This is a genomic window from Rhizobium sp. L43, from assembly GCF_002531725.1.
Classification (GTDB): domain Bacteria; phylum Pseudomonadota; class Alphaproteobacteria; order Rhizobiales; family Rhizobiaceae; genus Rhizobium.
Map to the genome: position 1 here is coordinate 14,880 of NZ_NWSQ01000040.1, position 23,923 is coordinate 38,802.

A 23,923-nucleotide genomic window follows, 5' to 3' on the forward strand; every position below is an offset into this window, starting at 1 on the left:
AATTTCTCGCATCGGCCTTTATGCCATTCCTATATTTTCGCCTCTCGCCCCGAATGGATTTCCTATCGCAAACGGCAGTAGGCTTTTGCCACCGCTGCAAAGGTCAAACGCCATGCGAAATATCATGTCCTCCGCCTTCCACCCTCTTCGCCCGCACAGGATCAAGCGCGGTAACCGGCAGATGCGCGAGAAGCGCACCGCCTGGGCGCTGATCGTCTTCGGCATCGTGCTCGCCTGCATAGAGCTTTACATCGTTTACTCCGCGCTCTGAGGGAGGTTCGCCCGTGGAAACGGCGAGAATGCGCCTTGCCGGCGCTTCGCTTCTCCCGCCGTTTTCGCCCGCCGGGAGAACGAAGGGGCCAATTCCAACTTTTCCTTAACCGGCATGCTGGTAAAATCCTGGCGCAGAGACTTCAGACGCCACGAGACCGATGCCGAAACCGAACTTCCGCTTCACCCATTACGATCTCAAGGAACAGCGCGCCGGAACGATCGTCGAGGTGTCGTTGAATGCGGTGAACAATGTCCGGCTGATGACGGCGCCGAATTTCCAGCGGTTCACCGAGGTTCTCGATTTCAAATATATTGGCGGTGTGGCGCGCAAATCGCCGATCAAGATCGCCGTTCCCGAAAGCGGTCACTGGCATGTCGTCGTCGATATGGAAGGCCATCACGGGCTGGCGGAATCATCCGTCAAGGTGATCGCCGCGCCGGCAAATCAGAAGACGCCGCGCGCTTCTTGAAGGTTCAGCGCGGATTGCGCTCCTTGCGAAGTTTGTCCCACCATTCCAGCCGCTTGCGGATATCACGCTCGAAGCCGCGCTCCGGCGGATCGTAGAAGGTCTGCCGGCCCATCTTCTCCGGGAAATAATCCTGGCCGGAAAAGGCGTCCGGTTCATCGTGGTCGTAGCGGTAACCGTCCCCGTAACCTTCGCCCTTCATCAGCTTGGTCGGCGCATTGAGGATATGCTTCGGCGGCAGCAGCGAGCCGTTCTGCTTGGCGGCCTGGCTGGCCGCCTTGAAAGCGGTGTAGACGGCATTGGATTTCGGCGCGGTGGCGAGATAGATGCAGGCTTGGGCCAGCGCCAGCTCCCCTTCCGGAGAGCCGAGATACTCATAGGCATCTTTGGCGGCATTGCAGATCACCAGCGCCTGCGGATCGGCAAGGCCGATATCCTCCACGGCCATGCGCACCAGCCGCCGGCCGAGATAGAGCGGATCCTCGCCGGCGTCGAACATGCGGGCGAGATAATAGAGCGCGGCATCCGGATCCGAACCGCGCACGGATTTATGCAGCGCCGAGATCAGATTGTAATGGCCATCCTGCGCCTTGTCATAGACAGGAGCGCGGCGCTGGACGATGCGGGTCAGGCCTTCGGTATCGAAGCTCTCGCCCTCGCGCGCGGCGCGCCAGACCTCTTCGGCCAACGTCAACACGGCGCGGCCGTCACCATCGGCCATGCGGATCAGGCTGGCGCGCGCTTCCTCCGTCAGTGGCAGCGGCTTCTGCTCGATCGCCTCGGCGCGCTTCAGCAGCTCCTCCAGGCTGTCCTCGTCATGCGACTTGAAGGTCAGGACGCGGGCGCGCGACAAGAGAGCGGCGTTGAGCTCGAAGGACGGGTTTTCGGTGGTGGCGCCGACGAGAATGACGGTGCCGTCCTCCATGACCGGAAGGAAACTATCCTGCTGGGCGCGGTTGAAACGATGGATCTCGTCGACGAAGAGCAGCGTCTGACGGCCGTCCATGCGGCGCAGGCGGGCCGTCTCGAACACTTTCTTCAGATCGGCGACGCCGGAAAAGATCGCCGATATCTGCTCGAAGGCCAGCCCCGCCTCGCCGGACAGCAGCCGCGCCACCGTCGTCTTGCCGGTGCCGGGCGGCCCCCAGAAGATCATCGAGCCGAGCGAGCCGCTTTCGATCATCCTTTTCAAGACGCCGTCTTCACCGGTCAGATGTTCCTGACCGGTGACATCGGCAAGCGTCTTCGGCCGCAGCCGGTCGGCAAGCGGCCGCCTGGCGGCCACCTCCTCCGGAACACGCGGCGCGAAGAGATCGTTACTCATCGGAAGAACTGCCGGATACGCTGGCCGTCGCGCTCGATCTCCACCCGCCAGAGGCCGGGGTCGCTGTCGGCGATCTCGGACAGTTCGCTGGTCGACTTCACATCGGCGCCATTGATCGAGATGATGATATCCTTCGGCTCGAAACCAAGACGGGCGGCAGGTGAATCCTCCTTTACCTCGGATACGACGACGCCTGACGATTCCGGTGGCATGCGCAGCTCGTCGGCAACCCGCGGCGACAGGTTTTCGACGACGGCGCCGCTAAAGGGGGTGCGCCCGCCGATCGTGCGCTGGTCGCGCGGCGAGGTTTCCGGGGCGCGATCGAGCGTCAGCGGCAGCTGCTCCTCGCGGCCGTTCTCGACGACGGTGAGCTTGACCGATTTGCCGAGACCGGCCGTCGTCAGCCGGTAGAGCAGCGCATCGGGATGTTCGACTGATACACCGTCGACAGCAGTGACGATTTCGCCGGCCTTCAATCCGGCCTTGGCGGCCGGTCCGCCTTCCGAAACCTTGACGACCAGCGCGCCGCGGGCCTTGTTCAGCCCCAGCGCTTCGGCCACTTCGGAGGTCACGGCATCGAAGCTCGCGCCGACATAGGGCCGCTCGAAGGATTTGACCCCGGCATCGGCCGAGGCGAGGAAGACCTTGACCAGATTGGCGGGAATGGCAAAGCCGATGCCGTTCGAGCCGCCGCCGCGCGAGAAGATCGCCGTGTTGATGCCGATCAACTCGCCCTTCATGTTCATCAAGGCGCCGCCGGAATTGCCGGGATTGATCGAGGCATCGGTCTGGATGAAGAAGCCGAACTCGTTTCTGACCACCTGGTTGCGGGCCAGCGCCGAGACGATACCGCTCGTCACCGTCTGGCCGACGCCGAAGGGGTTGCCGATCGCCAGCACGAGATCGCCGACCTCGACGGCATCGGAATTGCCGATCGGCAATGTCGGGAAGCTCTCCTTGGTATCGATCTTCAGCACGGCGAGATCGACGCGGTCATCGCGCAGCACCACTTTGCAGGGGAATTCGCGGCCGTCCGACAGCGCGATCTTGATGTCGTCGGCGCCTTCGATGACGTGGTTGTTGGTCACGACCGTGCCGTTCGCCTCGACGATGACGCCGGAGCCGAGCGAGGACTGCTTCTCCGAACGGTTCGGCATCTGCTGGCCGAAAAACTGCTCGAAGAAGGGGTCGCCGGCAAAGGGCGACTGCCGCTGGACGATCTTTTCCGCATAGACATTGACGACGGCGCCTGACGTTTGTTTGACGAGCGGCGCGAAGGAGAGCTGCATCTGCATCTGGCTCTCGGGCACTGTCTTTGCCGTCTGCGCATCAGCCGCGGCCGGCAGAACGAGCATGAGAGCGAATAGCGAGACGGAGGCGCGCTTGATCAGGCCTTGCATGTGTATCCCTTTATGAATCTTCTTGAGCAACGTTTTAGAGCATGATGCCGAAAAGTGTGAGCGGTTTTCGGACGACATCATGCTCTAACTATTTAATTGCGAACAGGATTCAGATCTTAGGCCGAACCGGCCTAAAATCATCCTGTTCTGCGGCCCGACGCTAGAAAGGAAAGAGGGCGGAAGCATGGAAGAACAAGGCAGGGGAATGTCTTGAAGTCGTCGTGAATTTGATTCAGGAAGTTTGGCCATGCAGCTGATATCAAAAGCCAAAAGCTGGGCGAAGTCACTGAAGCGTGACATCGTTGCGCTGTGGCTGGCCGCGCGTGATGCGCGCGTGCCGTGGTATGCGAAAGCAGTGGCCGGGGCCGTTGCGGCCTACGCGCTGTCACCCGTCGATCTGATCCCCGATTTCATTCCGGTGCTCGGTTATCTCGACGATCTCGTCATCGTGCCGCTCGGCATCCTGCTGGCGACGCGGCTCGTTCCGGCCGATGTCATGCGCGAACTGCGCGAGGAAGCAGCAAGACGCATCGAGCGCCCCTCCGGCCGGGCCGGACTGATCTTCATCCTTGCCGTCTGGCTTGCCTGCATCATCTTCCTGGCTCTGGCAGTGCGCAAGCTGGCCTGAACGACGGCAACAGGGACATGTGGATGATGACGACAAGAGCGATGACGGCAGCCTTTGGTTTGGCAATCCTGATTTCCGCATCGAATATGGCGCGGGCGGCCAGTTTCGATTGCGATGCGAAGGAATTGAAGCCGGACGAAAAGGCCATCTGCGACAACCGCGCGCTCAACGATGCCGACGTCAGGATGGCGACTACCTTCGAGCTGCTCTCCGGGCTGCTGGCGATGGGTTCGCGCGGAACATTGCAGGACGAGCAGACGGCCTGGCTGAAGAAGCGGCAGGAATGCGGAGCGGATGCCGCCTGCCTCAAGGCCGCCTATGACGAGCGGCTGAAGCAGCTCGGCGAAACCTATAAAAACATCAACCGGCCGCTTTGAAAGCGACCGGTCGGCAGAGCTGCTGATTTTTGATCACTAGGTCGAGATGCCTCAACGGGCATTCAGATCCCGCACGGCGCCGCGATCGGCGCTCGTTGCGAAGGCGGCATAAGCCTTCAGCGCGGTCGTGACGTTGCGCTTGCGGACTTCGACCGGGTACCAGCCCTTAGCGTCCTGATCGGCGCGGCGGGCGGCGAGTTCGGTCTCGCTGACGCGCAGGCTGATCGTGCGGTTGGGGATGTCGATGTCGATCATGTCGCCTTCGCGCACCAGGCCGATCGTGCCGCCATTTGCCGCTTCCGGCGAGGCGTGACCGATCGACAGGCCTGACGTGCCGCCGGAGAAGCGGCCGTCGGTGATCAGCGCACAGGCTTTGCCCAGGCCCTTCGACTTCAGATAGCTGGTGGGATAGAGCATTTCCTGCATGCCGGGGCCGCCCTTCGGGCCTTCGTAGCGGATGACGACGACGTCGCCGGCCTTGACCTCGTTGGCGAGGATCGCCTTGACGGAGGCATCCTGGCTTTCGAAGACGCGAGCGGGACCGGAGAATTTCAGGATCGATTCATCGACGCCTGCTGTCTTGACGATGCAGCCGTCGATCGCAAGGTTGCCCTTGAGCACGGCAAGGCCGCCATCCTTGGAGAAAGGATGTTCGACCGAGCGGATGACGCCGTTTTCACGGTCAGTGTCGAGTTCGTCCCAGCGGGCCTCCTGGCTGAAAGCGACCTGGGTGGGGATGCCGCCGGGGGCGGCGCGATAGAAATTGCGGACGGTTTCGCTGTTGGTGCGGGTGATATCCCAGCGGTCGATCGCGTCGCCGAGCGTCTCGGCATGCACGGTCGGGCAATCACGGTTCAAGAGACCGCCCTTATCGAGTTCGCCGAGGATCGACATGATGCCGCCGGCGCGGTGCACGTCTTCCATGTGCACATCGCTCTTGGCGGGTGCGACCTTCGACAGGCACGGCACGCGGCGCGACAGCGCGTCGATATCGCTCATGGTGAAATCGATCTCGCCTTCATGGGCAGCAGCCAGGATGTGCAGGACCGTATTGGTCGAACCGCCCATGGCGATATCGAGCGCCATGGCATTCTCGAAGGCCTGCTTGGAGGCGATGGTGCGCGGCAGCGCCTTGACGTCGTCCTGCTCGTAATAACGGCGGGCGAGATCGACGATCAGGTGGCCGGCCTCGACGAACAGCCGCTTGCGGTCGGCGTGGGTGGCGAGCGTCGAGCCGTTGCCGGGCAGCGACAGACCGAGCGCTTCCGTCAGGCAGTTCATCGAATTGGCGGTGAACATGCCGGAGCAGGAGCCACAGGTCGGACAGGCCGAGCGTTCGATGGTCTGGACGTCCTCGTCGCTGATCTTGTCGTCGGCTGCGGCGACCATGGCATCGACGAGGTCGAGCGCGTGCGTCTTGCCGTGCAACACGACCTTGCCGGCTTCCATCGGGCCGCCGGAGACGAAGACGGTGGGGATGTTGAGGCGCAGCGACGCCATCAGCATGCCGGGAGTAATCTTGTCGCAGTTGGAGATGCAGACCATGGCGTCGGCGCAATGGGCATTGACCATGTATTCGACGCTGTCGGCGATGAGCTCGCGCGAGGGCAGAGAATAGAGCATGCCGTCATGGCCCATGGCGATGCCATCGTCGACGGCGATGGTGTTGAATTCCTTGGCGACGCCGCCGGCCGCCTCGATTTCGCGGGCGACGAGTTGGCCGAGGTCCTTCAGGTGCACGTGGCCGGGCACGAACTGGGTGAAGGAATTCACCACCGCAATGATCGGCTTGCCGAAATCCGAATCCTTCATGCCCGTGGCGCGCCAAAGGCCGCGCGCGCCTGCCATGTTGCGGCCGTGGGTCGTGGTTCTGGAACGGTAAGCTGGCATCGGTGTCTTCCTCGACTTGTCGGAATTGTCAGGCGAAGCGGGGCGGCATAGAGCCTGCGGGCCGGGCAGCGCTGCTTTTTGGAATTGTCCTAATCCAATCGACGGGGGCTGTCACTACCGTGAAGCTCAAATCCGGTACGCCATCGGCCAAGCGCCATAGGCCCATCGATCATATACGGTTCGGCGCGACGTTTCGTTACAGCCTATTCCATCACGACCGAACACAAAAAATTGGCTTCCCGTCAGCAATATTCAAGGCTTAGAGACTCATCCGAACATGCGGGTGGTTCGTTTTAAGACTATATTGCAGAAATCCGCCCAGGAGGTTTCGCCATGCCAAGCTATCGCCCGCCGAAGATCGCGTCATCGGAGATCACCCCGCGCCAGGTCTATGTGCGCCGTCGTGAATTTCTCGGCGCGGCGGCGCTTGGCGCCATGGCGCTCTACAGCGCCGGCAAGGCGAGTGCTGCGGCGCTTTCCGCCGTCGAGAGCAAGTACAAGGTCAACGAGAAGCCGACGCCGATCAAGGACGTCACCACCTACAACAACTTCTATGAATTCGGCCTCGACAAGGGTGATCCCGCCGCTCTTTCCGGCGATTTCAAGCCGCTGCCCTGGACGGTCAAGGTCGACGGCATGGTCAACAAGCCTGGCACTTTCGACCTTGAGGCGCTGATCAAGGAATTCCCGATCGAGGAGCGCACCTATCGGATGCGCTGCGTCGAGGCCTGGTCGATGGTCATTCCCTGGGACGGCTTTCCGCTGGCATCGCTGCTCGACAAGGTGGAGCCGCTCGGCAGCGCCAAATATGTCGCCTTCGAAACCGTGGTGCGGCCGGAGGAGATGCCGGGGCAGAAGGGCTTCTTCCAGTCGCTCGACTGGCCCTATATCGAGGGTCTGCGCCTGGATGAGGCGCGCCATCCGCTGACGCTGCTTGCCGTCGGGCTTTATGGCGAAACGCTGCCGAACCAGAACGGTGCGCCGATCCGCCTCGTCGTGCCGTGGAAATACGGCTTCAAAGGCATCAAGTCGATCGTCAGGATCACCCTTACCGACCAGCAGCCGAAGAATACCTGGCAGGTGACCAATTCGCAGGAATACGGCTTCTACGCCAACGTCAATCCAGCCGTCGACCATCCGCGCTGGAGCCAGGCGAGCGAACGGCGCATCGGCGAAAGCGGTTTCTTCGGCGCGAGCCGCCATCCCACCCTGCCTTTCAACGGCTATGCCGACGAGGTGGCGAGCCTTTATGCCGGCATGGATCTGAAGGCGAATTTCTGATGGCGGAACTGTCGCTCGCCATCCGCAAGCGTTGGCAACCCGCTTCCGTCTGGCTGCTCTATGTCGTCGGGCTCGTGCCTGCGGCCTGGACCTTCTATCTCGGGGCGACCGATCAGCTCGGCGCCGATCCGGTCAAGACCTTCGAGCTCTTCCTCGGCATCTGGACGATCCGTTTCCTGATCGCAACGCTTGCCGTCTCCCCTGCCCGCGAGCTTTTCGGCTGGAACTATCTGCGTTATCGCCGCGCGCTCGGCCTGCTGACCTTCTATTACGCGCTGATGCACTTCACCGTTTACATGGTGCTCGACCAGGCGATGGACATTCATGCCGTCATTAACGACGTGCTGAAGCGCCCCTTCATCATGTTCGGCATGGCCGGGCTTGCAATGCTTATTCCGCTGGCGGTGACATCCAATAATGTCTCGATCCGCCGCCTCGGCAAGAATTGGATCTGGCTGCACCGCCTCGTCTACATCATCGCCGCCAGCGGGGCGCTGCATTTCGCGCTGTCGACCAAGATCCTCGATCTCGAGCAATATATCTATGTCGGGCTGATCATCGCGCTCATCCTCTACCGCTCCTATCGGCCGATCGCACGCAGCCGGAAGAAGGGCCAGGGACGACCGCGCAATCGCGCAGTGGCTTCGGCATCCGAGGCGTAAACGACCGGCGAGGACGCATCACCGACGTGCTGGATCAAAGGCCCAGGCCGCGGCGATGCCGATGGCATAAGCCAGCATATTCCAAAGCGAGAATATCCGTCCAAGCAGCAGCGCGCCCGCCGTGGTCAGCCGAAACGCGTCGAGCCAGGGCGTGTGATAAAGCCGGAACAATTCCACAGAGATCGCGATGAACAGCGCTATGGCAGCAATGACTGTCCGCCGTGACCTTGCGGCGATGAGCGCCACGAGCAGATAGACCATCGCCCCCCAGAGTGCCGATCCACCATATTTGACGGCGACGAAGGGCAGATCCGCGGCATAGCCGAAGCGCCGGAGCGCCAGCCCGAGGGCGATGACAAGAAGCAGGGCTGCGAGACGCAAGAACTGCGCTCGAGAGCGAGTTTGAGTGATTTCGCGCAATGGAACCTGTCCTATCTCAATCTCCGCCGCTTAGACGGCTGAGCTGCTGATATTGAATATCCAGCGAGGTGCTGCTTGCCACCCTAAACGGCGCCCTCTGCCCCTCCGCGGCCAGTGCACAAACAAAAACAGCCGGGCTTTGCAGCCCGGCTGTTTTGTTTCCGCCGGAGCGGAAGATTAAGCGGCGACAGCCTGTTCTTCGGCAGCGACGCGGGCCTTGTCGGCTGCGCCCTTGGCGAAGGTGTCGCGATCAACGAATTCGACAACAGCCATAGCGGCGTTGTCGCCCTGACGGAAGCCGGCCTTCATGATACGCAGGTAGCCGCCGTTGCGGGTGGCGTAACGCGTTGCGATCGTGTCGAACAGCTTCGAAACGACGGCAGCATCGCGGATCTGCGAGATCGCCTGACGGCGGGCATGCAGGTCGCCGCGCTTGCCGAGCGTGACGAGCTTCTCGACGATCGGACGGATTTCCTTGGCCTTCGGCAGGGTCGTGACGATCTGCTCGTGGGTAATCAGCGAAGCCGCCATGTTGGCGAACATCGCCTTGCGGTGGCTTGCAGTTCTATTCAGCTTGCGGCCGGCTTTACCATGGCGCATTGCTATTCTCCTTTAATGCAGGTGCCCTTACGTTAAGTGGGCCTGCCGTTTCCTGGCACATGCAGGCGATCGGCCTGCTGTTTGACGGGGAAAGGCAGCCGAAAGAGCCTGCCTTTTGTTATGTTCTCGCGATCGGCGTGCGGGCGGAAAACCGCTTCACACTTTTCCTCACGCCGCTCAGTATTGGTCTTCGTAACGCTTGGCGAGATCTTCGATGTTCTCGGGCGGCCATGCCGGCACTTCCATGCCGAGGTGCAGGCCCATGGAAGCGAGAACTTCCTTGATTTCGTTCAGCGACTTGCGACCAAAATTCGGTGTGCGGAGCATTTCTGCTTCGGTCTTCTGAATGAGGTCGCCGATATAGACGATGTTGTCGTTCTTCAGGCAGTTTGCCGAACGGACCGACAGTTCGAGTTCGTCCACCTTCTTGAGGAGAGCCGGGTTGAAAGCGAGTTCGGTGACTGCTTCCTCTTCGGTTTCCTTCTGCGGCTCGTCGAAGTTGACGAAGACGCCAAGCTGATCCTGGAGGATGCGCGCCGCGAAAGCGACGGCGTCTTCACCGGTGATCGAGCCATCGGTTTCGATGGTCATGTTCAGCTTGTCGTAGTCGAGAACCTGTCCTTCGCGGGTATTTTCAACCTTGTAGGACACCTTCTTGACCGGCGAATAGAGGCTGTCGACCGGGATGAGACCGATCGGAGCATCTTCCGCACGATTGCGCTCGGCCGGAACGTAGCCCTTGCCGTTGTTGACGGTGAACTCCATGCGGATTTCGGCACCCTCGTCGAGCGTGCAGATCACATGCTCGGGGTTGAGGATTTCGATATCGCCGACCGTCTGAATGTCGCCAGCCGTGACAACGCCCGGGCCCTGCTTGCGCACGACCATGCGCTTTGCGTCGTCGCCATCCATCTTGATGGCGATTTCCTTGATGTTGAGCACGATGTCCGTCACGTCTTCGCGGACGCCCGGAATCGAGGAGAATTCATGCAGCACGCCATCGATCTGCACCGCGGTGACGGCAGCGCCGCGCAGCGAGGAGAGCAGAACGCGGCGAAGCGCATTGCCGAGGGTCAGGCCGAAGCCGCGCTCCAGCGGTTCGGCAACAAGCGTCGCCCTGGTGCGCGAGCTCGAAGAGAACTCCACCTTGTTCGGCTTGATCAGTTCCTGCCAGTTCTTCTGAATCATGAGTTTGCCTTCCGTTCGTTGCCACCATCCAATCGTGGCAACCGAGCTTGAAAACCACCGGGAGCACCGAGGCGCTCACCAGTGACGAGAGCGATGATCAGACGCGGCGCTTCTTGCGCGGACGGCAGCCATTGTGCGGGATCGGGGTCACGTCGCGGATGGACGTGATCATGAAACCTGCAGCCTGGAGCGCGCGCAGAGCCGATTCACGACCCGAACCCGGACCGCAAACTTCGACTTCCAGCGACTTCATACCGTGTTCCTGGGCCTTCTTGGCGCAATCTTCGGCAGCGATCTGGGCAGCGAACGGGGTCGACTTGCGCGAGCCCTTGAAGCCCTTGGCGCCAGCCGACGACCAGGCGATCGCATTGCCCTGCGCGTCGGTGATGGTGATCATCGTGTTGTTGAAGGTCGAGTTGACGTGAGCGACACCCGACGAGATATTCTTGCGCTCACGACGGCGAACGCGGACGGCTTCCTTAGCCATGGTATTCCTTTCGTTGATCTCTTCACCGCCGTAATGCCAGCGGCTACACCGGAACGGCGCCTATATGGTCCCGCTCCAAACTCAAAAGAGGCCGGCGCAGACCGCCAGCCTCCCCACCCCGGTTTCCCGGAAATTACTTCTTCTTACCAGCGATTGCCTTTGCCGGGCCCTTGCGGGTGCGGGCATTGGTGTGCGTGCGCTGACCACGGACCGGAAGGCCGCGGCGATGACGCAGGCCGCGGTAGCAGCCGAGGTCCATCAGACGCTTGATGTTCATCGCGGTATCGCGACGAAGGTCACCTTCGACCTGATAGTCGCGGTCGATGGCTTCGCGGATCTGAAGGACTTCTGCGTCCGTCAGCTGATGCACACGACGTTCAGCCGGGATACCGACCTTCTCGACGATTTCCTGTGCGAATTTCGGACCGATCCCGTGAATGTAGGTCAGCGCGATAACAACGCGCTTCGCAGTCGGGATGTTGACGCCAGCGATACGTGCCACGCCTGTTCTCCTTGCATTCCAGTTGCCATCCGGCAAGTGGGCTTCGTTATGCGGCCTTTGGAACCGCTCGTTCAGATTTACGTCCGCAACATGTCAAAACGACCGCACCCGGACTTCCCTGGGAAATCCGCGCCGATCGCATGGAATGTCGCGAGTTGGCGCGGTGTTTAGCGGAATCACTGCTGAAAAGCAACTGGCCCGCCAAGTTTATTTTCAAAGCCTTAAAGCTTGGAAAGAATGTTTTCGACCTCGGCCGTCACCTGATCGATCTCCGCCATGCCGTCCACGGACCTGAGTTTGCCCTTGGCATGGTAATAGCCGATCAGCGGCGAGGTTTCCTTGTAGTAGACCTGCAGCCGAGCCGTCATGGTCTCCGGAGTGTCATCCGGACGGCGCTTGAAGTGGGTGGAACCGCACTTGTCGCACACGCCTTCGGCAGCCGGAACCTTATCGGTATCGTGATAGACGCTGCCGCACTGTGCGCAGGAGTAGCGACCAGCGACACGACGGACCAGTTCCTCATCATCGACACGGAATTCGATGACGACGGACAGGCCGAGGCCCTTTGCCTTCAGCATCGCCTCAGTGGCATCCGCCTGGACGAGCGTCCTCGGGAAACCGTCGAGAATGAAGCCATTGGCGCAATCGGGCTGATCGATTCGCTCGGAAACGATGGCGATAACGATCTCATCGGAGACAAGCTTGCCGGCGTCCATGACCGCCTTGGCGCGCTTGCCGACATCCGTACCGGCGTTGACCGATGCACGCAGCATGTCCCCCGTGGAAAGCTGCGGAATGCCGTGCTTTTCCACGATCCGCTGGGCCTGGGTTCCCTTACCCGCGCCCGGCGGCCCCAAAAGGATAAGTCTCATCGCCCCCTCTTTCCTCCACGCAACTTCGATTTCTTGATCAGGCCTTCGTATTGCTGCGCGATCAGGTGACCCTGGATCTGTGCAACCGTATCAAGAGTTACGCTAACCACGATCAAAAGCGAAGTCCCACCAAGGGATAATGGAATGCCGGTTTGCGACACCAAGATCTCCGGAAGAATGCAGACGAAGACGAGATAGAGTGCGCCGATCACCGTGATTCGGGTCAGCACGTAGTCGATGTATTCGGCGGTGCGCTCGCCCGGGCGGATGCCGGGAATGAAGCCGCCATGCTTCTTCAGATTGTCGGCCGTGTCCTTCGGATTGAAGACGATGGCCGTGTAGAAGAAGGCGAAGAAGGCGATTAGCGCTGCATAGAGCACCATGTAGAGCGGCTGGCCGTGGCCGAGCGCCGCGACGATCGACGTCGCCCAGGAGGGCATTGCCGTGGTGCTGGCAAAGCCCGCAAGCGTTGCCGGCAGCAGCAGCAGCGACGAGGCGAAGATCGCCGGAATGACGCCCGAGGTGTTGAGCTTCAGCGGCAGGTGCGAGGTATCGCCCTGGAACATGCGGTTGCCGACCTGGCGCTTCGGATACTGGATCAACAGCCGGCGCTGCGCCCGCTCGACGAAGACGATAACGCCGATGACGCCGATCGCGACGATAATGACCAGCAGGATGAGGAAGGTCGACAGTGCGCCGGTGCGGCCGAGTTCGAGCGTGCCGGCAAGAGCTGTCGGAAGACCGGCGGCGATGCCGGCAAAGATGATCAGCGAGATGCCGTTGCCGATGCCGCGCGAGGTGATCTGTTCGCCGAGCCACATCAGGAACATCGTGCCGCCAAGCAGCGTGAGGACGGTCGACACACGGAAGAACCAGCCCGGCTCGACGACGAGGCCCTGGCCGCTCTCAAGGCCGGCGGCAATGCCGTAGGCCTGCAGTGCGCCGAGGATGACGGTGCCATAACGGGTATACTGGTTGATGATCTTGCGGCCCTGCTCGCCCTCCTTCTTGAGGTTTTCGAGCGCCGGCACGACCGAGGTCATGAGCTGCACGATGATCGAAGCAGAGATATAGGGCATGATGCCGAGCGCGAAGATCGCCATGCGCTGAACAGCGCCGCCCGAGAACATGTTGAAAAGGCCGAGAATACCGCCTGCCTGGCCGCGGAAAGCCTGGGCATAGGCTTCGGGATTGAGACCCGGAAGCGGAATATGGGTGCCGAGCCTGTAGACGAGGAGAGCTGCCAGTGTGAACCACAAGCGCTTCTTCAAATCCTCGGCTTTGGCAAAGGTCGAAAAATTGAGGTTGGATGCCAATTGTTCCGCTGCAGAAGCCATGCGATTCTCCGCGCTACCAATTCCGGCGTCTCTGGGGGATAGGCCGGCCCCGGAATCAGTATGAAAGTTATTCAAAACCGGGTTCAGAACGGATTGCAATGCAACCCCATGCCTCACCCTCGTTTTAGTCTTACCGGCATGACGCGGGCGCGCCAGCCAAGTTTTTGTGAGGCCCACATATGGGAGCAAAATCGCCCGGTGTGAAGCACCCCGGGCGATATATCATCAGATTATTATTCGGCAGCAGCCGGAGCCGAAAGCAGCGTCACGGCACCGCCGGCCTTTTCGATCTTCTCGACAGCAGGCTTGGAAGCGCCTGCAACGACGATGGTGATCTTGGCCTTGAGCTCGCCGTCGGCGAGAACGCGAACGCCATCCTTGGGGCGGCGGATAACGCCGGCGGCCTTGAGGGCAGCTGCGTCAACGGTCGCCTTGGCGTCGAGCTTGCCGGCATCGATCGCCGCCTGGATACGGCCGAGCGACACGACAACAAAATCGGAAGCGAAAATGTTGTTGAAGCCGCGCTTCGGCAGGCGACGATAGATCGGCATCTGGCCGCCTTCGAAGCCGTTGATGGCGACGCCCGAACGGGACTTCTGCCCCTTCACACCGCGACCGCCAGTCTTGCCCGAACCCGAACCGATACCGCGGCCGAGGCGCTTGCGGCTGTGAGTCGAGCCTTCGTTGTCTTTAATTTCATTGAGTTTCATGAGCGTTTCCTCCGTCTCACTTCTCGTCGACGACGCGAACGAGATGCTGGACAGCACGGATCATGCCACGAACGGAAGGAGTATCCTCCAGCGTGCGGCGACGGTGCATCTTGTTCAGTCCGAGACCGATCAGCGTGCGCTGCTGAACATCCGGACGGCGAATCGGGCTGCCGATCTGTTCGATCGTGACAGTCTTCGCTTCAGCCTTCTTGGTAGCCTTGGCCATCTGTCAGACTCCTCTTATTCTTCAGAGGCGTTGCCGGAGGCACTGCGACGAGCCTGCAGCGTTGCATACTTGATGCCGCGCTGAGCTGCGATGTCCTTCGGGTGAACCTGGTGCTTCAGAGCGTCGAAGGTGGCGCGAACCATGTTGTAGGGGTTCGACGAACCAGTCGACTTGGCGACGACGTCATGCATGCCGAGCGTTTCGAATACGGCGCGCATCGGACCGCCGGCGATGATGCCGGTACCGACCTTGGCCGAGCGCAGCAGAACCTTGCCGGCGCCGTGGCGGCCATGAACGTCGTGATGCAGCGTACGGCCGTCACGCAGCGGTACGAAGATCAGTTCGCGCTTGGCGGCTTCGGTTGCCTTGCGGATGGCTTCCGGCACTTCGCGTGCCTTGCCATGGCCGAAGCCGACGCGGCCCTTCTGGTCGCCGACGACGACGAGTGCTGCGAAACCGAAACGACGGCCGCCCTTGACGACCTTGGCGACGCGGTTGATCGCGACCAGCTTGTCGACGAACTCGCTGTCGCGCTCTTCACGGCTCTGGCGGTCGTCCCGCTGCGGCCTTCTTTCCTGTGCCATTGTCCTCTTCCTTTTTCTTTTCCGGGTGCAATCGGCAAACAAATGTGGACCGCATCAGCCTCCCCTTTCGGAGAGTGCCTGCGGTCCGGTGAAATCCGGCCGGCGCTAAAAGCGTCCGGCCGGAAACTGATCAGAAGGTGAGACCGCCTTCGCGGGCTGCATCGGCAAGAGCCTTGATGCGGCCGTGATAGATGAAGGCGCCACGGTCGAACACGACTTCCGTAACACCGGCCTTGGAGGCGCGCTCGGCAACGAGCTTGCCGACAACGGCAGCGGCGGCGGTATCGGCACCGGTCTTCAGAGAACCGCGCAGATCCTTCTCGAGGGTGGAGGCAGACGCAAGCGTCTTGCCGGCCACATCATCGATGACCTGGGCGTAGATGTTCTTCGAGGAGCGATGAACCGACAGGCGCGGACGGCCATTGGCCACCGACTTGAGATGACGGCGCACGCGGTTGGCACGACGTGCAAGTGCTTCTTTCCTGCTAGCCATTTCGCGTGATCCTTACTTCTTCTTGCCTTCTTTGCGGACGATCCGCTCGTCAGCGTACTTGACGCCCTTGCCCTTATAGGGCTCGGGACCGCGATATTCGCGGATTTCAGCGGCGACCTGGCCGACCTGCTGCTTATTGATGCCGGAGACAACAATTTCAGTCGGCTTCGGAACGGCGATCGTGATGCCGACCGGCGGTTCATAGATCACGTCATGGCTGAAACCGAGAGCCAGCTGCAGGTTCTTGCCCTGCAGCGAAGCGCGGTAACCGACGCCGTTGATTTCGAGCTTGCGCTCAAAGCCGTCCTTGACGCCCTTGAAGATGCCTTCGATCATCGTGCGGGACATGCCCCACTTCGAACGTGCATCCTTGGTCTGGTTGACGGGCGTCACGACGACCGCGTTGTTTTCGAGCTTGAGGCTGATTTCGTCATTTGCAACGAAAAACAGCTCGCCCTTCGGGCCCTTTGCAGTGACCTTCTGGCCATCGACCGTAGCCGTGATCCCAGCAGGCACCTGAACGGGCTTTTTACCGATACGAGACATGTTTCAATCCTGTCTGTTCGCTATGGAGATCCTTGCCCGATCTTAGAAGACCGAGCAAAGAACCTCGCCGCCAACGTTCTGTTCGCGAGCCTGGTGATCGGCCATCACACCCTTCGGAGTCGAAAGGATGGTGATGCCGAGGCCGTTCGCGACCTGCGGAATGGACTTGACCGAGACATAAACCCGGCGGCCCGGCTTGGACACACGGCCGATCTCACGGATCACCGATGCGCCTTCATAATATTTCAGCTCGATGCTGAGTTCCGACTTGCCATTGCCGAAATCGACAACGGAATAGCCACGGATGTAGCCTTCGGACTGCAGGACATCGAGAACACGTGCACGGAGCTTGGACGCAGGCGTCGAGACCGACGACTTGCGGCGGGAAGCGCCGTTACGGATACGGGTGAGCATATCGCCCAACGGATCAGTCATTGTCATGTAACCTGCTCCTTACCAGCTCGACTTGACGATGCCCGGCACCTTGCCGAGATTGCCCAGTTCACGCAGCGCAATACGCGACATGCGCAGTTTGCGGTAATATGCGCGCGGACGCCCCGAAACTTCGCAACGGTTGCGAATACGGGTCTTCGATCCATCACGCGGCAGGGATGCCAGCTTGATCGAGGCCTTGAACCGCTCTTCGATCGGAAGAGCCTGGTTCATGATGATCGCCTTCAACGCAGCCCGCTTCGCGGCCTGGTTTGCGACCGTAGTACGGCGGCGCTTGTTCTTTTCAACTGCGCTTGTCTTCGCCATGTCAGGTTCCTTTTCTACGCTCGTCGTTACGGTTATTGACGGAACGGGAAGCTGAACTCTTTCAGAAGAGCCCGTGCTTCGTCGTCGGTCGTCGCCGTCGTGCAAACGATGATGTCCATGCCCCACATCTGATCAACCTTGTCGTAGTTGATCTCAGGGAACACAATGTGCTCCTTGATGCCCATGGCGAAGTTGCCACGGCCGTCAAAGCTTTTCGGGTTCAGGCCGCGGAAGTCGCGAACGCGCGGAAGCGCGATGTTCACGAGACGGTCCAGGAACTCGTACATGCGGGCGCCGCGCAGGGTGACCTTCGCGCCGATCGGCATCTGTTCGCGGACCTTGAAGCCTGCGATGGAGTTGCGTGCGCGGGTGATGACCGGCTTCTGGCCGGCGATCGCTGCGAGGTCGGCGGCGGCAACCGTCGGCTTCTTCGAGTCAGCGGTCGCTTCGCCGACACCCATGTTGATCACGATCTTGTCGAGCTTCGGGATCATCATCTCGTTGGCGTAGGAGAACTGCTCCTGCATCGCCTTGCGGATGCGCTCGACATATTCCTTCTTGAGCCGCGGCTCGTATTTTGCCTCAGCCATCGATCACTTCTCCAGAACGCTTGGCCACACGGACCTTCTTGCCGTCAACAACCTTGAAACCGACGCGGGTCGGCTTGCCGTCCTTGTCGACGATTGCAACGTTGGACAGGTGAACCGGGGCTTCCTTGTTGATGATGCCGGCTTCCTGGGTCTGCGTCTGGCGCTGGTGGCGCTTGACGACGTTGACGCCACGAACGACGGCACGATCTTCCTTCGGCATGACCTGGACAACTTCGCCGGTACGGCCCTTGTCCTTGCCAGCGAGCATGACGACTTTGTCGCCCTTACGAATCTTCTGCATCGCTTCGCTCCTTACAGTACTTCGGGAGCCAGCGAGATGATCTTCATGTGGTTCTTGGCGCGAAGTTCGCGCGGAACCGGTCCGAAGATACGGGTGCCGATCGGCTCTTTTTTGTTGTCGATGAGGACTGCTGCGTTGGTGTCGAAGCGGATGACCGAGCCATCCGGACGGCGGATATCCTTGGCGGTGCGAACGACAACCGCCTTCATCACGTCACCCTTCTTCACACGGCCGCGCGGGATAGCTTCCTTGATCGAAACGACGATAACGTCGCCGATCGAGGCATACTTGCGCTTCGAGCCGCCCAGCACCTTGATGCACATGACACGACGTGCGCCGGAATTATCCGCGACGTCGAGGTTTGTTTGCATCTGAATCATATCAGGTCGCCTTCTTGGTTTACCGGAATGGTTGGGCTAGCCCCCTACTCCGGCTTATGAAAATTTTCGCCGGCCGAGCTGCCATGACGGCAACACAGACGCGGCAATGCTGAATAGCGCGGGATCGATCGTGCCAGGGTGGTTTCCCGAACGGGACCTTCCGTGCGCTCAAAGCAAAAGAACGCCCGGCATTCGAGCGTTCTGACGCTGCTTCATACAGATATTTCGGCGAGACGCAAGGCCTCGCACAAAATTCTGTTACTGGCCCTGGGCGGAAATCACCGTCCAGCGCTTGTCCTTGGAGATCGGCGCGCATTCCTCGATGGATACGGTATCGCCAATCTTGTACTGGTTGTTCTCGTCGTGGGCCTTGTACTTCTTGGAACGACGAACGGTCTTCTGGAGCAGCGGGTGAGCGAAACGACGCTCGACGCGAACCACTACCGTCTTCTCGTTCTTGTCGCCAACGACGACGCCCTGCAGGATGCGCTTCGGCATATTTTTCTTCCTTTAGGCCTTAACTTCTGCCGCCTTCTGGCGGGCAATGGTTTTCACGCGGGCGATGTCCTTGCGGACTTCGTTGATGCGCGAGGACTTTTCGAGCTGGCCGGTCGCCTTCTGGAAGCGCAGGTTGAACTGCTCCTTCTTCAGCTTGGCAAGCTCGTCCTTGAGTTGGTCGGCGGTGAACCCGCGAACATCTGAGGCTTTCATGAGCTCAATCCTTACTCTGCAATGCGCTGAACGAAGCGCGTCTTGACCGAGAGCTTGGCAGAGCCGAGACGAAGCGCCTCACGGGCGATTTCTTCGCTGACACCGTCGATCTCGAACATCATACGGCCGGGCTTGACCTTGCATGCCCAGTATTCAACGGAGCCCTTACCCTTACCCATGCGGACTTCGGTCGGCTTTGCGGTTACCGGAACGTCCGGGAACACGCGGATCCATACACGGCCGGCGCGCTTCATGTAACGCGTGATCGCGCGGCGGGCCGCTTCGATCTCGCGCGCGTTGACGCGGTTGGGTTCCTGAGCCTTCAGGCCGAATTCGCCGAATGCCAGGTCAGAACCGCCCTTAGCGACGCCCTTGATGCGGCCCTTGAATTGCTTGCGGTACTTAGTACGCTTTGGCTGCAACATTTTCTTACTTCTCCGAGCTTATCTTTCGCCAGCGCTAATTACGCGTTATCGCGTTCGCGGCGACGATCGCCACGGTCGCGTTCGCGGCTTGCCGGACCCTGTGCGTCGCCTTCCAGCGCGCGACGTTCGGAAGCCATCGGATCGTGCTCAAGGATTTCGCCCTTGAAGATCCAGACCTTGATACCGCAGATACCGAATGCGGTTTCTGCTTCAGCCGTGCCGTAGTCGATGTCGGCGCGCAGCGTGTGCAGCGGCACACGACCTTCGCGGTACCATTCCGTACGAGCGATTTCAGCGCCGCCAAGACGACCGGCGCAGGTGATCTTGATGCCTTCCGCGCCAAGACGCATTGCGGACTGAACGGCGCGCTTCATGGCGCGGCGGAAAGCCACGCGGCGCTCCAGCTGCTGGGCGATCGACTGAGCGACCAGCGTCGCATCCACTTCGGGCTTGCGCACTTCAACGATGTTGAGGTGCGTTTCCGAATTGGTCATGTCCGACAGCTTCTTGCGGAGCTTGTCGATGTCTGCGCCCTTGCGGCCGATGATCAGGCCCGGACGTGCCGAGTGGATCGTGACGCGGCACTTCTTGTGCGGACGCTCGATGACCACCTTGGAGATCCCGGCCTGCTTCAGTTCGCTCATGACGAACTTGCGCATCTTCAGGTCTTCGTGCAGCAGCTGGCCGTACTCGGCATTGTCCGCAAACCAGCGGCTATCCCAGGTACGGTTGATGCCAAGACGGAAACCGATTGGATTGATTTTCTGACCCATTATGCGGCCTCCTCTACTGCCTGCACTTCACGAACGACGATCGTCAGGTGCGCGAAGGGCTTTTCGATGCGCGACGCGCGACCGCGACCACGAGCGTGGAAACGCTTCATGACGATCGACTTGCCGACATAGGCCTCGGCGACGACGAGAGCGTCGACGTCGAGATCGTGGTTGTTCTCGGCGTTGGCGATCGCAGATTCGAGCGTCTTCTTGACGGCGCCTGCGATGCGCTTGCGGGAGAACTCCAGCTCAGCGAGTGCGCGCTCGACCTTCTTGCCACGGATAGCCGCAGCAACCAGGTTGAGCTTCTGGGGGCTGACGCGGAGCGTGCGGGCGACTGCTTGCGCCTCGTTGTCCTTCAGCCGGCGTTCGGCTTTTGCCTTGCCCATTGTTACTTCCTCTTCGCCTTCTTGTCCGCGCCGTGACCGTAGTAGGTGCGGGTCGGAGAGAATTCACCGAATTTGTGGCCGACCATGTCTTCATTGACGCTGACCGGGATATGCTTGCTGCCGTTGTAGACGCCGAAGGTAAGACCGACGAACTGCGGCAGGATCGTGGAGCGACGGCTCCAGATCTTGATCACTTCTGCACGTCCGCCTTCACGAACCTTCTCAGCCTTCTTGAGAAGATAGCCGTCAACGAACGGACCTTTCCATACTGAACGAGCCATTGGAGACTTCCTCTCTTACTTCTTACGCTGATGACGCGAGCGCATGATCATCTTGTCGGTCGACTTGTTCGACCGGGTGCGCTTGCCCTTGGTCGGCTTGCCCCACGGGGTCACCGGATGGCGACCACCGGAGGTGCGGCCTTCACCACCGCCGTGCGGATGGTCGACCGGGTTCATGACGACACCGCGGTTGTGCGGACGCTTGCCGCGCCAAACGGTACGACCGGCCTTGCCGTCGTTGATGTTGGCGTGATCAGGGTTGGAGACGGCGCCGATCGAAGCAAGGCAGGAGCCATGAACGAGACGCTGTTCACCGGAGTTCAGGCGAAGGATCGCCATGCCCTGGTCGCGGCCGACGAGCTGTGCGTAGCCACCGGCGGAGCGAGCGATCTGACCACCCTTGCCCGGCTTCATTTCCACGTTGTGGATGATGGAGCCGACCGGGATATACTGCAGCGGCATGGTGTTGCCGGGCTTGACGTCGACAGCCTTCTCGGAAGCGATGACCTTGTCACCGGCAGCGAGGCGCTGAGGAGCGAGGATATAAGCCTTCTCGCCGTCAGCATAGGTCACCAGCGCGATGAAAGCCGTGCGGTTCGGATCGTATTCGATACGCTCGACCGTGCCTTCGACGTCGAACTTGCGACGCTTGAAGTCGATCAGACGGTAGGTGCGCTTGTGACCGCCGCCGATGAAGCGGGCGGTGATGCGGCCGAAGTTGTTACGACCGCCGCTCTTGGTCAGGCCTTCCGTCAGCGCCTTGACCGGCTTGCCCTTGTAGAGGGCCGAACGGTCGACGATGACCAGCTGGCGCTGGCTCGGGGTGATCGGATTGAATGTTTTCAATGCCATTTTCTTATACCTCAGAGACCGGTGGAGACGTCGATCGTCTGGCCTTCAGCCAGGGTCACAACAGCCTTCTTCACGTCCTTCTGCTTGCCGACGAAACCGCGGAACCGCTTGGTCTTGCCCTTGCGCAGCAGAGTGTTGACGGCCGTGACCTTGACGCCGAACAGCGCCTCGACAGCAGCCTTGATTTCCGGCTTCGTCGCCTGCTTGGCGACATTGAAAACAACCTGGTTGTTTTCGGAGACCAGCGTGGACTTTTCGGTGATCGCCGGAGAGACGATCACATCGTAGTGGCGAAGATCGGTCACTTGAATCGCTCCTCTAGCGCTTCAACCGCAGCCTTGGAAAGCACGAGCTTGCCGCGGCGCACGATGTCGTAAACGTTGATGCCCTGGATCGGCAGAACATCGATGTTCGGGATGTTCTGAGCAGCGAGCTTGAAGTTGCCATCAAGTTCTGCGCCGCCGATGAAGAGGGCGTTGGTCAGGCCGAGCGTCTCGAATACGGACGCGAGAGCCTTGGTCTTGGCTTCGGCGGCAACCAGGTTGTCGATGACGATGACGTCATCGGCCTTGAACTTGGCCGAAAGGGCGTGGCGAAGGCCAAGTGCGCGAACCTTCTTCGGAAGGTCGTGCTCATGGCTGCGGACGACCGGGCCGTGAGCCTTGCCGCCGCCGCGGAACTGCGGAGCGCGAGCCGAATGGTGGCGGGCGCGGCCCGTACCCTTCTGCTTGTACATCTTGGCGCCGGTGCGCGAAACTTCAGCGCGGCCCTTTGCCTTGTGAGTGCCCTGCTGCTTCTTGGCAAGCTGCCAGCGGATGACGCGGGCGAGAATGTCTTCGCGGGGCTCGAGGCCGAAAATCGCATCAGAAAGAGAAACCTTCCCTGCGTCTTTTCCCTCGAGGGTCTTGACGTTGAATTCCATTGGTCCGGCTCCTTACTTCGCTGCCGACTTGACGGCATCGCGCACGATGATCCAGGCACCCTTGGAACCGGGCACTGCACCCTTGATCAGGATCAGACCGCGATCTTCATCGGTCGAAACCACTTCCAGGTTCTGAGTCGTTACGCGCGTCTGGCCCATGTGACCAGCCATCTTCTTGTTCTTGAATACCTTGCCCGGATCCTGGCGCGAGCCGGTCGAACCGTGCGAGCGGTGCGATACCGACACACCGTGCGTGGCGCGCAGACCGCCGAAACCATGGCGCTTCATAGCACCGGCAAAACCCTTACCGATCGTCGTGCCCGTCACGTCGACGAGCTGACCGGCTGCAAAGTGACCGGCTTTAAGCTCAGTACCGATCTCCAGAAGATTGTCTTCGGAGACACGGAATTCCTGAAGCTTCGCCTTCGGCTCGACGTTGGCGACAGCAAAGTTGCCGCGCATCGCCTTCGACGTGTTCTTCACCTTCGCCTGGCCGGCACCGAGCTGAACTGCGGTATAGCCATTCTTTTCGACAGTACGCGTGGCAACGACCTGGACGGCCTCCATGCGCAGTACCGTTACCGGGACATGCTCACCGGCGTCGTTATAGACGCGGGTCATTCCCACCTTCTGTGCAATCACACCTGAACGCATCGGTTCAATCCTTCTCACTCAGCCCGAAGACCCGAGGTCTCAGAGCTTGATCTCAACATCGACACCGGCGGCGAGATCGAGCTTCATCAGCGCGTCTACCGTCTGCGGGGTCGGGTCAACGATATCGAGAAGGCGCTTATGCGTGCGCATCTCGAACTGTTCGCGGCTCTTCTTGTCGATGTGCGGGGACCGGTTGACCGTAAACTTCTCGATGCGGGTCGGAAGCGGAACGGGGCCCCGGACGCTTGCACCGGTGCGCTTAGCCGTCGATACGATCTCGCGCGTGGAGGCATCGAGAATCCGGTGATCGAACGCCTTCAGGCGGATGCGGATATTCTGGCCGTTCATTCGACTTTATCCTTGTGTCTGTTATCCGCGTGTCACCATTCAGGGACACGACTTACCTTCAGTTACGTTAGCGGGCCACCGGTTTCAAAGATCGAGAGGGACACCGAGATCGGCGTCCCTATCCTTTCCTTGGGCCTGGTGGCCCAGCCGCTCATTACTCGACGATCGAAGCAACGATACCGGCGCCGACGGTGCGGCCACCTTCGCGGATAGCGAAGCGCAGCTTTTCTTCCATCGCGATCGGAACGATCAGCTCGACGGCAACCGTGAC

General features: G+C 60.6%; 37 protein-coding genes and 1 pseudogene. 6 read left to right on the plus strand and 32 right to left on the minus strand.

Annotated features, from left to right (window positions below; translation table 11 throughout):
* Positions 1–112: 112 nt before the first annotated feature.
* Together CO667_RS35545 and CO667_RS31695 are read left to right on the plus strand one after the other, a co-directional pair.
* Positions 113–271 (plus strand): hypothetical protein, encoded by a 159-nt coding sequence (locus CO667_RS35545; protein WP_179874260.1) that lies wholly within the window; start codon positions 113–115, stop codon positions 269–271.
* 160 nt (positions 272–431) lie between these two features.
* The gene (locus CO667_RS31695) at positions 432–743 is read left to right on the plus strand and encodes a DUF1883 domain-containing protein (RefSeq protein WP_097622097.1); all 312 of its coding nucleotides are present in this window, start codon (positions 432–434) and stop codon (positions 741–743) included.
* Between the two features lie 4 nt (positions 744–747).
* On the opposite strand, the gene CO667_RS31700 is transcribed toward CO667_RS31695, so the two are convergent.
* Positions 748–2,064, minus strand: a complete 1,317-nt coding sequence (locus CO667_RS31700; protein ID WP_097622098.1) for a replication-associated recombination protein A — start codon at positions 2,062–2,064, stop codon at positions 748–750.
* Positions 2,061–3,464 (minus strand): DegQ family serine endoprotease, encoded by a 1,404-nt coding sequence (locus CO667_RS31705; RefSeq protein ID WP_097622099.1) that lies wholly within the window; start codon positions 3,462–3,464, stop codon positions 2,061–2,063. Before CO667_RS31705 ends, CO667_RS31700 begins: the two co-directional genes overlap by 4 nt.
* A 247-nt stretch (positions 3,465–3,711) precedes the next feature.
* Here CO667_RS31705 and CO667_RS31715 point away from each other — a divergent pair, with 247 nt between their 5' ends.
* The gene (locus tag CO667_RS31715) at positions 3,712–4,092 is read left to right on the plus strand and encodes a DUF1232 domain-containing protein (RefSeq protein WP_097622100.1); all 381 of its coding nucleotides are present in this window, start codon (positions 3,712–3,714) and stop codon (positions 4,090–4,092) included.
* 23 nt (positions 4,093–4,115) lie between these two features.
* Entirely contained in the window at positions 4,116–4,469 is a 354-nt protein-coding gene (locus CO667_RS31720; RefSeq protein WP_097622113.1) for a lysozyme inhibitor LprI family protein, read from the plus strand.
* 51 nt (positions 4,470–4,520) lie between these two features.
* Here the strand turns inward: CO667_RS31720 and ilvD are convergent, their stop codons facing one another.
* Positions 4,521–6,359 carry a dihydroxy-acid dehydratase gene (gene ilvD / locus CO667_RS31725; protein ID WP_097622101.1) on the minus strand — a complete coding sequence of 613 codons (1,839 nt, stop codon included), beginning with the start codon at positions 6,357–6,359 and terminating at the stop codon, positions 4,521–4,523.
* A gap of 333 nt (positions 6,360–6,692) precedes the next feature.
* On the opposite strand from ilvD, the gene msrP reads away from it, so the two are divergent.
* Positions 6,693–7,640: a protein-methionine-sulfoxide reductase catalytic subunit MsrP gene (msrP, locus tag CO667_RS31730; RefSeq protein ID WP_097622102.1), complete on the plus strand. Its 948-nt coding sequence runs from the start codon at positions 6,693–6,695 to the stop codon at positions 7,638–7,640.
* Positions 7,640–8,302, plus strand: coding sequence for a protein-methionine-sulfoxide reductase heme-binding subunit MsrQ (msrQ, locus tag CO667_RS31735; RefSeq protein WP_097622103.1), 663 nt, complete (start codon positions 7,640–7,642; stop codon positions 8,300–8,302). Before msrP ends, msrQ begins: the two co-directional genes overlap by 1 nt.
* Positions 8,303–8,320: 18 nt before the next feature.
* Here the strand turns inward: msrQ and CO667_RS31740 are convergent, their stop codons facing one another.
* The 29 genes and pseudogenes from CO667_RS31740 to tuf all read right to left on the minus strand — a co-directional run.
* Entirely contained in the window at positions 8,321–8,722 is a 402-nt protein-coding gene (locus CO667_RS31740) for a DUF2809 domain-containing protein (RefSeq protein ID WP_097622104.1), read from the minus strand.
* Positions 8,723–8,899: 177 nt separating this feature from the next.
* The gene (rplQ, locus tag CO667_RS31745) at positions 8,900–9,322 is read right to left on the minus strand and encodes a 50S ribosomal protein L17 (RefSeq protein ID WP_003573769.1); all 423 of its coding nucleotides are present in this window, start codon (positions 9,320–9,322) and stop codon (positions 8,900–8,902) included.
* 177 nt (positions 9,323–9,499) lie between these two features.
* Positions 9,500–10,510: a DNA-directed RNA polymerase subunit alpha gene (locus CO667_RS31750; protein ID WP_003547579.1), complete on the minus strand. Its 1,011-nt coding sequence runs from the start codon at positions 10,508–10,510 to the stop codon at positions 9,500–9,502.
* Positions 10,511–10,607: 97 nt separating this feature from the next.
* Entirely contained in the window at positions 10,608–10,997 is a 390-nt protein-coding gene (gene rpsK / locus CO667_RS31755) for a 30S ribosomal protein S11 (RefSeq protein WP_003547577.1), read from the minus strand.
* A 133-nt stretch (positions 10,998–11,130) separates the two neighbouring features.
* Positions 11,131–11,499: a 30S ribosomal protein S13 gene (gene rpsM / locus CO667_RS31760; RefSeq protein WP_003573772.1), complete on the minus strand. Its 369-nt coding sequence runs from the start codon at positions 11,497–11,499 to the stop codon at positions 11,131–11,133.
* Between the two features lie 221 nt (positions 11,500–11,720).
* On the minus strand, positions 11,721–12,371 hold the full coding sequence (locus CO667_RS31765; protein WP_097622105.1) for an adenylate kinase: 651 nt from the start codon (positions 12,369–12,371) through the stop codon (positions 11,721–11,723).
* On the minus strand, positions 12,368–13,708 hold the full coding sequence (gene secY, locus CO667_RS31770) for a preprotein translocase subunit SecY (protein ID WP_097622106.1): 1,341 nt from the start codon (positions 13,706–13,708) through the stop codon (positions 12,368–12,370). Before secY ends, CO667_RS31765 begins: the two co-directional genes overlap by 4 nt.
* Before the next feature lie 233 nt (positions 13,709–13,941).
* On the minus strand, positions 13,942–14,418 hold the full coding sequence (rplO, locus tag CO667_RS31775; RefSeq protein WP_097622107.1) for a 50S ribosomal protein L15: 477 nt from the start codon (positions 14,416–14,418) through the stop codon (positions 13,942–13,944).
* A 16-nt stretch (positions 14,419–14,434) separates the two neighbouring features.
* A complete protein-coding gene (gene rpmD / locus CO667_RS31780; RefSeq protein WP_003547566.1) occupies positions 14,435–14,644 on the minus strand; it encodes a 50S ribosomal protein L30 in 210 nt (69 codons plus the stop codon).
* A 14-nt stretch (positions 14,645–14,658) separates the two neighbouring features.
* Positions 14,659–15,228 carry a 30S ribosomal protein S5 gene (gene rpsE / locus CO667_RS31785; protein WP_003547565.1) on the minus strand — a complete coding sequence of 190 codons (570 nt, stop codon included), beginning with the start codon at positions 15,226–15,228 and terminating at the stop codon, positions 14,659–14,661.
* Positions 15,229–15,358: 130 nt separating this feature from the next.
* Positions 15,359–15,721 carry a 50S ribosomal protein L18 gene (gene rplR, locus CO667_RS31790; protein WP_097622108.1) on the minus strand — a complete coding sequence of 121 codons (363 nt, stop codon included), beginning with the start codon at positions 15,719–15,721 and terminating at the stop codon, positions 15,359–15,361.
* A 12-nt stretch (positions 15,722–15,733) separates the two neighbouring features.
* The gene (gene rplF, locus CO667_RS31795) at positions 15,734–16,267 is read right to left on the minus strand and encodes a 50S ribosomal protein L6 (protein WP_003578670.1); all 534 of its coding nucleotides are present in this window, start codon (positions 16,265–16,267) and stop codon (positions 15,734–15,736) included.
* Positions 16,268–16,309: 42 nt separating this feature from the next.
* Positions 16,310–16,708: a 30S ribosomal protein S8 gene (gene rpsH / locus CO667_RS31800; protein ID WP_003547562.1), complete on the minus strand. Its 399-nt coding sequence runs from the start codon at positions 16,706–16,708 to the stop codon at positions 16,310–16,312.
* Positions 16,709–16,720: 12 nt separating this feature from the next.
* Positions 16,721–17,026 (minus strand): 30S ribosomal protein S14, encoded by a 306-nt coding sequence (rpsN, locus tag CO667_RS31805; RefSeq protein ID WP_003573787.1) that lies wholly within the window; start codon positions 17,024–17,026, stop codon positions 16,721–16,723.
* Positions 17,027–17,058: 32 nt separating this feature from the next.
* On the minus strand, positions 17,059–17,616 hold the full coding sequence (gene rplE / locus CO667_RS31810) for a 50S ribosomal protein L5 (RefSeq protein WP_003573788.1): 558 nt from the start codon (positions 17,614–17,616) through the stop codon (positions 17,059–17,061).
* Entirely contained in the window at positions 17,609–17,917 is a 309-nt protein-coding gene (rplX, locus tag CO667_RS31815) for a 50S ribosomal protein L24 (RefSeq protein ID WP_097622109.1), read from the minus strand. The genes rplE and rplX overlap by 8 nt, the downstream gene beginning before the upstream one ends.
* 11 nt (positions 17,918–17,928) lie before the next feature.
* A complete protein-coding gene (gene rplN / locus CO667_RS31820; protein WP_003573790.1) occupies positions 17,929–18,297 on the minus strand; it encodes a 50S ribosomal protein L14 in 369 nt (122 codons plus the stop codon).
* 258 nt (positions 18,298–18,555) lie between these two features.
* Positions 18,556–18,795: a 30S ribosomal protein S17 gene (gene rpsQ / locus CO667_RS31825; protein ID WP_003573791.1), complete on the minus strand. Its 240-nt coding sequence runs from the start codon at positions 18,793–18,795 to the stop codon at positions 18,556–18,558.
* A 12-nt stretch (positions 18,796–18,807) separates the two neighbouring features.
* The gene (gene rpmC, locus CO667_RS31830; RefSeq protein WP_003547556.1) at positions 18,808–19,008 is read right to left on the minus strand and encodes a 50S ribosomal protein L29; all 201 of its coding nucleotides are present in this window, start codon (positions 19,006–19,008) and stop codon (positions 18,808–18,810) included.
* An 11-nt stretch (positions 19,009–19,019) separates the two neighbouring features.
* Positions 19,020–19,433, minus strand: a complete 414-nt coding sequence (rplP, locus tag CO667_RS31835; RefSeq protein ID WP_003573792.1) for a 50S ribosomal protein L16 — start codon at positions 19,431–19,433, stop codon at positions 19,020–19,022.
* Positions 19,434–19,471: 38 nt separating this feature from the next.
* Entirely contained in the window at positions 19,472–20,206 is a 735-nt protein-coding gene (gene rpsC / locus CO667_RS31840) for a 30S ribosomal protein S3 (protein ID WP_003573793.1), read from the minus strand.
* Positions 20,206–20,595 carry a 50S ribosomal protein L22 gene (gene rplV / locus CO667_RS31845; RefSeq protein ID WP_003573794.1) on the minus strand — a complete coding sequence of 130 codons (390 nt, stop codon included), beginning with the start codon at positions 20,593–20,595 and terminating at the stop codon, positions 20,206–20,208. Before rplV ends, rpsC begins: the two co-directional genes overlap by 1 nt.
* 2 nt (positions 20,596–20,597) lie before the next feature.
* Positions 20,598–20,876 (minus strand): 30S ribosomal protein S19, encoded by a 279-nt coding sequence (gene rpsS / locus CO667_RS31850; RefSeq protein WP_003573797.1) that lies wholly within the window; start codon positions 20,874–20,876, stop codon positions 20,598–20,600.
* Between the two features lie 15 nt (positions 20,877–20,891).
* On the minus strand, positions 20,892–21,728 hold the full coding sequence (gene rplB, locus CO667_RS31855; protein WP_097622110.1) for a 50S ribosomal protein L2: 837 nt from the start codon (positions 21,726–21,728) through the stop codon (positions 20,892–20,894).
* 11 nt (positions 21,729–21,739) lie between these two features.
* Entirely contained in the window at positions 21,740–22,033 is a 294-nt protein-coding gene (locus CO667_RS31860) for a 50S ribosomal protein L23 (RefSeq protein WP_003547550.1), read from the minus strand.
* Positions 22,030–22,650, minus strand: a complete 621-nt coding sequence (gene rplD / locus CO667_RS31865) for a 50S ribosomal protein L4 (RefSeq protein WP_097622111.1) — start codon at positions 22,648–22,650, stop codon at positions 22,030–22,032. Before rplD ends, CO667_RS31860 begins: the two co-directional genes overlap by 4 nt.
* Before the next feature lie 12 nt (positions 22,651–22,662).
* A complete protein-coding gene (gene rplC, locus CO667_RS31870) occupies positions 22,663–23,304 on the minus strand; it encodes a 50S ribosomal protein L3 (protein WP_003573801.1) in 642 nt (213 codons plus the stop codon).
* A gap of 39 nt (positions 23,305–23,343) precedes the next feature.
* On the minus strand, positions 23,344–23,652 hold the full coding sequence (gene rpsJ, locus CO667_RS31875) for a 30S ribosomal protein S10 (protein ID WP_003547547.1): 309 nt from the start codon (positions 23,650–23,652) through the stop codon (positions 23,344–23,346).
* 154 nt (positions 23,653–23,806) lie between these two features.
* Positions 23,807–23,923, minus strand: a pseudogene (gene tuf / locus CO667_RS31880) (elongation factor Tu); the annotation flags it as partial.